We start from the raw sequence: 10505 nt of genomic DNA on the forward strand, positions 1-10505 counted from the left end.
AAGAGCCCGACCTATCGGACCCTTGCCTGACACATCGGAAAACGTGAACTGACGGCTGTCAGCGCGTCGGCACCGGCGCCCGTTCCACGTTCTCGTTCGTGCGTGTCGAGATGTTCTTGACCCCCGAAACCGCATGCTCGCAGCCCATTGTGTTTCCATGTCTGGGTGTCAGAGGCTATTGCAACGCAGCGTGAAATGCGGCTAGGAAGGGCCACTAAACTGGACCCGGTGAAATCCCGGGTGGCTCTTCCGGCCGCCGATCCGCCGGACAACTCAATTCACGGTCTCGCTGGATACGGCTCCCCTGAAGACGCCGGCTCTCCGTGCTGCGAGCCTCGCATGCCTCAACCAGGCTTCTGCGAGACGATGAAAGTTACTTCCACATGACCCTGGTTCACCTTCGGAGCGAATGGGCTCCAAATGTTACACGCGAACTGCTGTCCGGCACCGTTGTGGCGCTCGCGCTTATTCCCGAGGCCATCGCCTTTTCGATTATCGCCGGCGTCGACCCCAAGGTCGGCCTATATGCGTCTTTCTGCATAGCCGTTGTTACAGCCTTTGCCGGTGGACGCCCGGCGATGATCTCAGCCGCGACGGGCGCCATGGCCTTGGTCATGGTCACGCTCGTACGCGAGCATGGTATCGGCTACCTTTTCGCCGCAACGATCTTGACAGGCGTTTTTCAGCTCATTGCAAGCGTCCTCAAACTCGGCAACTTGATGCGCTTTGTCTCCCGGTCCGTGGTCACCGGCTTCGTGAATGCCCTCGCCATTCTGATTTTTCTGGCGCAGATGCCCGAGCTGCTGGGGCAGGGGCCAAACGTGTATCTCATGACCGCTGCTGGTCTCGCGATCATCTACGGTTTCCCCTACCTCACCAAGGCCGTGCCTTCGCCACTCGTGACCATCGTTTTGCTGACGGCGGTATCGATGTATTTCGGCTTCGGTATCCGTACCGTCGGCGACATGGGCGCGTTGCCAAGTGAGCTGCCCTGGTTCGCGCTGCCGCAGGTTCCGTTCACGCTCGAGACGCTGCGGATCATCCTGCCCTATGCGCTCACCCTGGCCATGGTTGGATTGTTGGAAAGTCTGATGACTGCGGCCATCATCGACGAGATGACAGATACAACCTCCGACAAGAACCGCGAGTGCGCCGGTCAAGGTCTCGGCAACATAACGGCCGGTTTCTTCGGCGGCATGGCCGGTTGCGCCATGATCGGGCAATCCGTCATCAATGTGTCTTCTGGCGGACGTGGCAGGCTATCGACACTTTGGGCCGGGGCATTCCTGCTGTTCTTGATCGTCGTACTCGGACCCTACGTCGCTCAGATTCCGATGGCTGCCTTGGTCGCTGTCATGATCATGGTGTCGATCAACACATTCCAATGGCGCTCGCTCCAGGCACTGCTGACGCATCCGAAAAGCTCAAGCTTCGTCATGCTCGGAACGGTGATCGTCGTGGTTGCCACCCACGATCTGGCCAAGGGCGTGTTGTTTGGCGTGATCCTGAGCGGTCTGTTTTTCGCGCATAAGGTGACGCAATTCTTCGGGGTCGCTTCAACCCGCGACGACACCAATGCCGTTCGTACCTACTACGTCACCGGCCAAATCTTCTTTGCCACGGCAGAGGCCTTTCATTCGGCTTTCGACTTCCGCGAAGAGGATCTGAAGGGTGTTGTCATTGATCTGCATGCCTCACACTTCTGGGACATCACCAGCATCAGCGCTCTGGACAGGGTGGTGCTGAAATTCCGCCACCACGACATCCCGGTCGAAATCATTGGCATGAACGAAGCGACAGCCACCATGGTCGAAAAGCTGGCGACACATGACAAGGAGGGGGCCACCCTCGCAGCCGGGAGTGGCCATTAGAGCATTTCCGCTTTTCTTTGTTTTTGCGCAATTCCCTGGGAAAGCCGCTGCGCAGTTTTCCCGGAATTGCTCAGGCTTCCTGTTTTTGCGCAATTCCTGAGGGAAAACCGCTGCGCAGTTTTCCCGGAATTGCTCTGGCTGCATGTCATCCAGGCTGAAAAGGCACTGGTCAGTGCCTTTGGCCGGCAGCCAGGTTTTTTCTGGCGACCGGCAGACAAGGCGCATCCGCCTGAACGCGGCTCAGCGCGTCGGAACCGGGTGCTCGCCGCGATAGTCGTAGAAGCCGCGTCCGGTCTTGCGGCCGAGCCAGCCGGCTTCGACATATTTCACCAGCAGCGGGCAGGGGCGGTACTTCGAGTCCGACAGGCCGTCATGCAGCACCTGCATGATCGACAGGCAGGTGTCCAAGCCGATGAAGTCGGCAAGCTGCAGCGGCCCCATCGGGTGGTTGGCGCCGAGCTTCATGGCGGTATCGATGGCCTCGACAGTGCCGACGCCTTCATACAGCGTGTAGATCGCCTCGTTGATCATCGGCAACAGGATGCGGTTGACGATGAAGGCGGGGAAATCCTCCGACACCGTCACCGTCTTGTCGAGGTTGCGGACATATTCCTTGGACGCCTCGAAGGTCTTGTCTTCGGTGGCGATGCCGCGCACCAGCTCGACAAGCTTCATCAGCGGCACCGGGTTCATGAAGTGGATGCCGATGAAACGCTCGGGGCGATCGGTCTGGGCGGCAAGCCTGGTGATCGAGATCGACGAGGTGTTGGTGGCGAGGATCGCCTCCGGGTTGAGCTGCGGACACAGCTGCGCATAGATCTTGCGCTTGATGGTCTCGTCTTCGGTCGCCGCCTCGATGACGAGGTCGGCACTGGCAAGGTCGGCCATGGCAGGGGCCGACGAGATGCGGGCCATGGCGTCCTTGCGGGCCTGGTCCTCGAGCTTGCCCGAAGCGACCTGGCGCGCCAGGTTGCCGTTGATGGTGGCGATGCCCTTTTCGATGCGGTCCAGCGACACGTCGTAAAGCAGCACGGAGTAGCCGGCCAGCGCCGAGACATGCGCAATTCCGCCGCCCATCTGGCCAGCGCCGACAATGCCGATCGTCTCGATCTTACCCGTCATCACACCTATCCCGTCGCAGGCTTTTTTAGTTTTGTGCAATGCAAACTAAATGGCCGGGGTAGCACTCGTCTACCCCGGCCATCATATTTTAATCCCGCAGGCGTTTGGGCGTCAAAGCGCCTTTTCGAGTTCCGGCAGAATGACGAACAGGTCGCCGACGATGCCGTAGTCGGCAACCTGGAAGATAGGCGCTTCCTCGTCCTTGTTGATGGCGACGATGACCTTGGAATCCTTCATGCCGGCGAGGTGCTGGATCGCACCCGAAATGCCGCAGGCGATGTAGAGATCGGGCGCCACCACCTTGCCGGTCTGGCCGACCTGCCAATCGTTCGGGGCGTAGCCGGCGTCGACTGCAGCGCGGCTGGCGCCGACGGCAGCACCGAGCTTGTCGGCGACGGGCAAAATGACTTCCTGGAACTTCTCCGAAGAGCCGAGTGCGCGGCCACCCGAGATGATGATCTTGGCCGAGGTCAGCTCCGGACGGTCGCTCGCCGACAGCTTGTTTTCGACGAAGCTCGACAGGCCGGGGTTGGCGGCAGCGGCAACGGTCTCGACAGCGGCCGAACCGCCATCGGGTGCTGCCTGGAACGAGGCGGTGCGCACGGTGATGACCTTCTTGGGCCCTTGTGCCTGCACCGTCTGGATGGCGTTGCCGGCATAGATCGGACGCTTGAAGGTGTCGGCCGAAACGACCTCGACGATCTCAGAGACCTGGGCGACGTCGAGCAGGGCTGCGACGCGCGGGGCGACGTTCTTGCCGGTCGAGGTCGCCGCGGCAACGATGGTGTCGTAGTTGGCGGCGAGGCCAACGACCAGTGCCGCCATCGGCTCGGCCAGGCGCTCGGTCAGCTCGTCGGCTTCGGCGAGCAGGACCTTGCGCACGCCCTTGAGCTTGCAAGCGGCGTCAGCGGCTGCCTTGGCGCCCTTGCCGGCAACCAGCACGTCGATGTCTGAGCCGATCTTGAGCGCTGCCGACAGGGCCTTGGCGGTCTGGTCGGAGAGCGAAGCGTTGTCGTGTTCGGCGATGAGGAGAATTGCCATTTCTTTATCCCTTAATTCATCAGCTGCCTGATTTGAGCTCAGGCCGTGGCGAAAATGGTGACGTCCGAGAACCGGAGCGGAGCGTACTTTCGTACGTCGCCGCGGTGAGCGCAGGACGGCGCCATTTGCAGCCCGGCCTCAGCTCAAATCTCAGAGCACGCCGGCTTCGTTCCGGAGCTTGTCGACCAGCTCTGCCGCGGTCTTGACCTTGATGCCTGCCTTGCGGCCGCCCGGCTCCTCGGTCTTCAAGACCTTGAGGCGCGGGGTGATATCGGCACCGAAATCGGCAGCCGACTTCTCGTCGAGCGGCTTCTTCTTGGCCTTCATGATGTTGGGCAGCGAGGCGTAGCGCGGCTGGTTGAGGCGCAGGTCGACAGTGACGATCGCCGGCATCTTCAGCGACACCGTCTGCAGGCCGCCATCGACTTCGCGCGTCACATTGGCCTTGTCGCCAGTGAGTTCGATCTTCGAGGCGAAGGTGCCCTGGGCCCAGCCGAGCAGGGCGGCCAGCATCTGGCCGGTCTGGTTGGAATCGTCGTCGATGGCCTGCTTGCCGAGCAGCACCAGGCCGGGCTGTTCAGCCTCGACCACGCCCTTCAGCACCTTGGCGACGCCGAGCGGTTCGACCGCCTCGTCGGTCTTGACCAGGATGGCGCGGTCGGCGCCCATGGCGAGTGCTGTGCGCAAGGTTTCCTGGGCCTGGGCAGGTCCGATCGAAACGACGACGATCTCTTCGACCTTGCCGGCTTCCTTGAGGCGGATCGCTTCTTCGACCGCGATCTCGTCGAACGGATTCATCGCCATCTTGACGTTGGCGAGCTCGACGCCCGAGCCGTCCGACTTCACGCGCACCTTCACGTTCGCATCGACAACCCGCTTGACCGGGACGAGAACTTTCATGGGCTGGTACCTCTCTGAACAGCGATAGTGTGCGCGCTATAGCAGCGCTTGTGGCCACCCAATTGTCGATTGCCGACATATTGGGCGGAAAAACAGACTTGATCTCGCGCTTTTGGTGGCGGGAGGGCTGCCGCAAGCGGCGGGACCGTAGTTGCGGCTAACGTTAGCGTCAATATCTGCTTCAAGCTCAAATCGTTTGAAAAAAGCCTGTGCCCATGGCCGCTATTGCCGGCCCCAGCGTGTGCCCGGCTGGCCCGGTGTCTGGCCCGGTGTCTGGGCCGATGGCTGGGTGGTCGGCTGGGCGGTCGGCGGCTCTGCTGTCGCCGGCTCCGGCATGGCAGGTGCTGCGGCCTTGCCGGCGCCTGGCACCGCCTCTTCGGCATCGGCAAACAGCGGCACCTCGCTGCGGCGCAACACCAGCACCAGCAGCGCGCCGGCAACGATGCCGCCGACATGGGCTGCCCAGCTGACTTCGTCGTCGCCGCCGATGGCGATCATCAGGAACTGGAAGCAGACCCACAGCACCAGCGGGATCCAGGCCGGAATGCGCAGCGGGATACGGGCGAAGGCCAGCACCCACACCTTCACCCGGGGGTAAAGGATCAGATAGGCGGCGACGATGCCGGCAATCGCGCCCGAGGCGCCGATCAGCGGCATCTGCGAATCCGGCAGGATGAAGCCGTGCAGGAAGGCGCCGGCGGCGGCGCACAGGAGGTAGAACACCAGGAAGCGGAAATGGCCGAGCGCGTCTTCGACATTGTCGCCGAACACCCACAAAAACAGCATGTTGCCGCCGAGATGGAAGATGTCGCCATGCAGGAAGGAATAGGTGACGTAGCTGAACTTCTCCGGAATGATGATCAGGTCAGGCGACAGCTCGGCCAGATCATGCACGACAGAAGGGATGTAGCCGAGCCCGAGCACGGCTGCGGTGGCAAATTCCTCGCCGCCGACCGAGGTCAGGAGATAGACGACGACGTTGATGGCGATCAGGCCAAGGGTGACATATTGCAGCCTGATGTGGCGCAGATGGTTGGAATCGTAGAGCGGAATGAACATGCGGCTCGCTTCCGCCTCCCCAGCGATGGCATCGACCCGAAATCGAAGGCGATTTCGGCAATGACGCGCAATTCAGACTATCTGCAAATCAACGGTTCTTGCCGGGAACCCATAGCACATCGGCTTTTCCGTTGTCATTGACGACGCGGGCGGCAACGAACAGCAGATCCGAGACGCGGTTGATGTAGCGGATGCCCTCCGGGTTGACGTGCTCGTTCGGATCCTGCGCCAGCGCCACCATGACGCGCTCGGCGCGCCGGGCGACGGTGCGGGCAAGATGCAGGGCAGCCGCTGCCGGTGAGCCGCCATTGAGCACAAAGGAACGCAGCGGCTCGAGACCGGCGTTGAGCGCGTCGATGTCGGCTTCGATGCGGGCGGTCTGGCTGGCGATGATGCGCAATGGCTCGTAGCCGAGATCCTTGCCGGTGTCGGGCGTCGACAGATCGGCACCGAGGTCGAACATGTCGTTTTGGATGCGGAAAAGCATCGCGTCGATGTCGGGATGTTGCGATGCCGTATGCACCCGCGCCAGACCGATGCAGGCATTGGCCTCGTCGACACCACCATAGGCCTCGACGCGCAGATCCGATTTCAGCCGCCTTTCGCCCGAGCCGAGGCCGGTGGTGCCGTCGTCGCCGGTGCGGGTGTAGATCTTGTTGAGCTTGACCATCTTTGCTCAGCCGCCGCGGGTGAAATAAAGCGTCAGCAAGATGAACACCAGCGCCACCGCCTGCAACAGCACACGCGCCTGCATCAGCTTGTTGGAGGTGTTGCCCGAGCCGCCGCGCAACAGATTGACCAGGCCGCGGATCAAAACGACGACCACGGCGAACATGAAGACGACGGCGAGGATGTTGAAGACGGTAGCCATGTTGATTCCAGTTCAGTCGACGGCCGCTCAGGCCTGGCGGGCCAGTATTTTATAGAGCAGGGCTGCGGGCAATATCCGCTTGAGCATGACGCCGATTCTTGCGGGTGTGGTGACAACATAATGCGGTCGCGGGCGCGGCGACAGCAGGGCGTGTCGCAATACCGCATGCACCGCTTCCGGCCCAAGCTTCAGCCGCGATTTCGAACCGCCGCCCGACAGCCTTTCGAGCTGGGCGCGATAGGCCTCATGATGCGGCGAGTTGTCGTGGTCGATGTAGCGCAGGAACCAGGTCAGCCCGTTGCTGGCGATCTTCGAGGTCACCGGACCGGGCTCGATCATCGCGACATGGATGCCGCTGCCTGACAGCTCCTGGCGCATGCACAGCATCAGGCCTTCGAGCGCATGCTTGGAGGCGGCATAAGCACCGCGGAACGGCACTGGTGTCAGCCCGAGGATCGACGAGCAGTTGACGATGCGGCCGTGGCCCTGGGCGCGCATCACCGGCACGAGGCGCCGCGTCAGGTCGTGCCAGCCGAAAAAATTGGCCTCGAACTGGTCGCGCAATGCTGCCATCGGCAGGTCCTCGACGGCACCGGGCTGGGCGTGCGCGCCATTGTTGAACAGCGCGTCGAGCCGGCCGCCGGTGCGTTCGAGCACGGTTTTGACAAGCGTTTCGATCGAGTGCGGCTCGGCATAATCGAGATAAAGCGCTTCGAGCCCGTCGGCTTCAAGGGCTGCCAGATCGTCCGGTTTGCGGGCGGTGGCGAAGACGCGCCAGCCTTCGGCATGCAGCGCGCGGGCGCAAAAAGCGCCGATGCCCGACGACGCGCCGGTCACGATGACAGTGCGTAACTCGTTGATCGGGTTCACCTCGTTGCCGCCACTTTGTCGAATCTTCGCATCGTTGTTGCCGAAGGTCTTGCCGATTTTGGAGCCGATGCGCTACTTGCCAACTGGGGCAAAGCCTTCCCATATTCGCGCCTCAGAAACAATCGGACGGAGTGGTAAACTGGAGCTGATGCGCAGGATCGTCGCCACAAGGCGCGTGCTCTTTGACGCAGCCGGCCATTTCCATGACGACGACGGTTGGGCGATGGCCAGTCATCTGGCGATTTCGGCGCTGATGGCGCTGTTTCCGTTCCTGATCTTTGCCACCACGCTTGCCAGCTTCCTCGGCGCCGACGCTTTTGCTGAAACCGCCGTGCATCTGGTCTTCGACACCTGGCCCGACCAGATCGCCGCCCCGATCGCGCGCGAGGTGGTCAACGTGCTGACGGTGCCGCGCACCGACCTTTTGACCTATGGTGTGGTGCTCGCCGCCTATTTCGCCTCCAACGGGGTCGAGGCGCTGCGCACCTCGCTCAACCGCGCCTACCGCATCACCGAGACCCGCACCATCTGGTTCCGGCGCACGCAGAGCCTGATTTTCGTTTTCATCGCCACGATCAGCTTCGTTGCCATCTCGGTGCTTTTGGTGTTCGCGCCGATCATCGCGCGCCTCCTCGAAGCCAGGTTCGAATGGATCCAGCCCTATATGGGCACCATCACCGTGTGGCGCTTCACCATCGCCTCAGGCGTCATCGTGTTTGGCCTGTTTGCCGTGCATATGTGGCTGCCGGCGGGTCGGCGCCGCTTGTTCAGCATCATCCCCGGCATCGTCTTCACCCTCATCGCCTGGGTGCTGGGGTCGACGATCTTCGCCGCCTATCTCGACACGTTCTCGTCCTACGTCACCACCTATGCCGGCCTCGCCTCGATCATGATCGCGGTGGTGTTTCTCTACATCGTCTCGGCGATCTTCATCCTTGGCGGCGAGCTCAACGCCGCGATCAGCCGCTATCTCGAGGCCCGCGCCCGGGTTCCGAGCTGAGTTGTGGCCGGCCCGGCTGAGCCGTGGCCCGGCCCGGCTGCGCCGTGGCCCGGCCCGGCTGAGCCGTGGCCAGGCCGACGCCGAGCGTGGCGATCGCCATGCCGACAAGCTGGATCGCCGACAGCTGCTCGCCAAACAGCGCCCAGGCGATGAGAGCGGTTACCGCCGGCACGAGGTAAAACAGCGAGGCGACCTTCGACATCGCGCCGTCGCGGATCATCACCAGCAACAGGAAGATCGCGCCGATCGACAGCACGAAGACCAGCCAGGCCATGGCGAAGACCAGCTCGCCATTGACCGTCATCGCCTGCGTTTCGAAGATCACCGAGGCGACCGCCATCACGACAGCGGCGCCGACATATTGCCAGAACGTGCCTGATACCAGGTCGCCTGTGGCGCCGACGCGCTTTTGCCAGATGGTGCCGGCGCTGATGCCGGCCATGGCGATGACGGATGCCGTCAGCGTCTGCCAGGTCACGCCGCCGCCGAGCGCGCCGAGCTTGGGCGACAAGACGATGACCACGCCGACAAAACCGATGGCGAGGCCGACCCAGTGCCTGGGCTTGATCTCTTCGCCCAGAAGCTTGCCGGCCAAAACGGCGGTGACCAGCGGCTGCAGCCCGGCGATGAGCGCCGACAGGCCGGCCGGCAATCCCTGGTGGATCGCCCAGAACACGCCGCCGAGATAGACCCCGTGCAGCAGCATGCCGATCAGCACGGCATGAAGGGCGGCGCGACGCGAAAGCCTGGCCGAGCCGAGCGCCAGCATCAAAGCACCCAGGAGCAGGAAGGCGAGCACGAAGCGCACGGCGAGGAAGGTGAACGGTTCGGCCCAGGGCATGGCATAGCGCGCGCCGATGAAGCCGGTTGCCCAAAGCAGCACAAAGGTGGCGGGGATCAGGCGCTTGGGAGACGACGTCATGGGATGCTCCGCGCGGCCGGGCCGGAAGGAGGAGGAAGGAATCTTACCCGGTTCGCTCTAATGCCGAACATTAGGACAAGCAAAATGAAACGATTGATCCATAGAATCATCGAACCTGATCTGACGAGCTGATCGGAACGACGCTTGCCTGGGAGGGGGCCTGGGAGAACTGCACAGACGGCCTTTGAAAGGACCGCGCATGTTGTGGAATCTCGATCCGGGCTGGTTGATGATGGCAGTCGCCTTCGTCGCCGTCATGGCCTTCTTTTTTGGCGCTGCACTCGACGCCATCATGAAGGACGACGGCTTCGGTCCGACCGGCAACATGCTGCTGTTCACCACAGGCTTCTTCGGCGCGTTGATCGTTGCCAACAGCTACGGCATCACCTTGCGCGACCTGCAGCTGGCGACCGCCTGGGGGCTTGGCGGCGCCTTTGCCTTCATCTCGGTGCTTGCGCTGATCAAGGCGGCGATCGCCCGGCTGCTGCAGCCTTAGGCCTTCACCGTCTCAGGCGTTGCACCGGCCTCGCGGCGCGTGGCCGGTGCCGCGCTGGCTACAGCTTGCGCCCGTCCGGGCCGAGCCCCAGCCGGCGCGGGCGCCATGCTGACGTCGTATCGAGGGCAGCCCAAACTAAATCCCGGCATCGCTTTGACTGTCGTCTCATCGGTCTGCCGCAACGCGGCGAGGCGTCCGTGAAGACAGCGCCTTGTCGCCGCCGGTAACGGCATGGCAACTGTGTTCAAGCGAAGTGTTTTTGGTCGCGGATCATGGCGTTGAGGATGGTGATGAGCTTTCGCGCGACAGCGATGATAGCGCATTTCTTTGATCCGGAGCGTTGGGCGATAGCC

11 protein-coding genes and 1 other annotated feature are annotated in these 10505 nt (G+C 62.6%); of the genes, 3 read left to right on the top strand and 8 right to left on the bottom strand.

The features are described 5' to 3' along the window. Positions 1-218 precede the first annotated feature (218 nt). Positions 219-274, top strand: a sequence feature (sul1 is cis-regulatory element that is thought to sense ions involved in sulfur or methionine metabolism; They are found in Alphaproteobacteria). A 109-nt stretch (positions 275-383) separates the two neighbouring features. Continuing rightward, complete coding sequence (locus IHE39_RS24490; protein ID WP_192568289.1) at positions 384-1871, top strand: SulP family inorganic anion transporter; 1488 nt, start codon at positions 384-386, stop codon at positions 1869-1871. A 240-nt stretch (positions 1872-2111) separates the two neighbouring features. On the opposite strand, the gene IHE39_RS24495 is transcribed toward IHE39_RS24490, so the two are convergent. The 7 genes from IHE39_RS24495 to IHE39_RS24525 form a co-directional block, all read right to left on the bottom strand. Further along, a complete protein-coding gene (locus IHE39_RS24495; RefSeq protein ID WP_184774029.1) occupies positions 2112-2993 on the bottom strand; it encodes a 3-hydroxybutyryl-CoA dehydrogenase in 882 nt (293 codons plus the stop codon). 111 nt (positions 2994-3104) lie between these two features. After that, positions 3105-4034 (bottom strand): electron transfer flavoprotein subunit alpha/FixB family protein, encoded by a 930-nt coding sequence (locus IHE39_RS24500; protein ID WP_192568290.1) that lies wholly within the window; start codon positions 4032-4034, stop codon positions 3105-3107. Positions 4035-4184: 150 nt separating this feature from the next. Beyond that, the gene (locus IHE39_RS24505) at positions 4185-4934 is read right to left on the bottom strand and encodes an electron transfer flavoprotein subunit beta/FixA family protein (protein WP_184774033.1); all 750 of its coding nucleotides are present in this window, start codon (positions 4932-4934) and stop codon (positions 4185-4187) included. A gap of 222 nt (positions 4935-5156) precedes the next feature. Beyond that, positions 5157-5993: a rhomboid family intramembrane serine protease gene (locus tag IHE39_RS24510; RefSeq protein WP_192568291.1), complete on the bottom strand. Its 837-nt coding sequence runs from the start codon at positions 5991-5993 to the stop codon at positions 5157-5159. Between the two features lie 88 nt (positions 5994-6081). Then, the gene (locus IHE39_RS24515; RefSeq protein WP_192568292.1) at positions 6082-6663 is read right to left on the bottom strand and encodes a cob(I)yrinic acid a,c-diamide adenosyltransferase; all 582 of its coding nucleotides are present in this window, start codon (positions 6661-6663) and stop codon (positions 6082-6084) included. Positions 6664-6669: 6 nt separating this feature from the next. Then, on the bottom strand, positions 6670-6864 hold the full coding sequence (locus IHE39_RS24520; RefSeq protein WP_184774039.1) for a twin transmembrane helix small protein: 195 nt from the start codon (positions 6862-6864) through the stop codon (positions 6670-6672). 27 nt (positions 6865-6891) lie between these two features. After that, on the bottom strand, positions 6892-7734 hold the full coding sequence (locus IHE39_RS24525) for an SDR family oxidoreductase (RefSeq protein WP_343070126.1): 843 nt from the start codon (positions 7732-7734) through the stop codon (positions 6892-6894). A gap of 148 nt (positions 7735-7882) precedes the next feature. On the opposite strand from IHE39_RS24525, the gene IHE39_RS24530 reads away from it, so the two are divergent. Further along, positions 7883-8734, top strand: coding sequence for a YihY/virulence factor BrkB family protein (locus IHE39_RS24530; RefSeq protein ID WP_184774041.1), 852 nt, complete (start codon positions 7883-7885; stop codon positions 8732-8734). Here the strand turns inward: IHE39_RS24530 and IHE39_RS24535 are convergent. After that, a complete protein-coding gene (locus tag IHE39_RS24535) occupies positions 8694-9656 on the bottom strand; it encodes a DMT family transporter (RefSeq protein ID WP_192568293.1) in 963 nt (320 codons plus the stop codon). The two genes, IHE39_RS24530 and IHE39_RS24535, sit on opposite strands and share 41 nt — an antisense overlap. A gap of 199 nt (positions 9657-9855) precedes the next feature. On the opposite strand from IHE39_RS24535, the gene IHE39_RS24540 reads away from it, so the two are divergent. Beyond that, positions 9856-10152 carry a hypothetical protein gene (locus IHE39_RS24540; RefSeq protein ID WP_184774045.1) on the top strand — a complete coding sequence of 99 codons (297 nt, stop codon included), beginning with the start codon at positions 9856-9858 and terminating at the stop codon, positions 10150-10152. Positions 10153-10505 lie beyond the last annotated feature (353 nt).

It is taken from the genome of Aminobacter carboxidus, from assembly GCF_014863355.1.
Taxonomy (GTDB): Bacteria; Pseudomonadota; Alphaproteobacteria; order Rhizobiales; family Rhizobiaceae; genus Aminobacter; species Aminobacter carboxidus.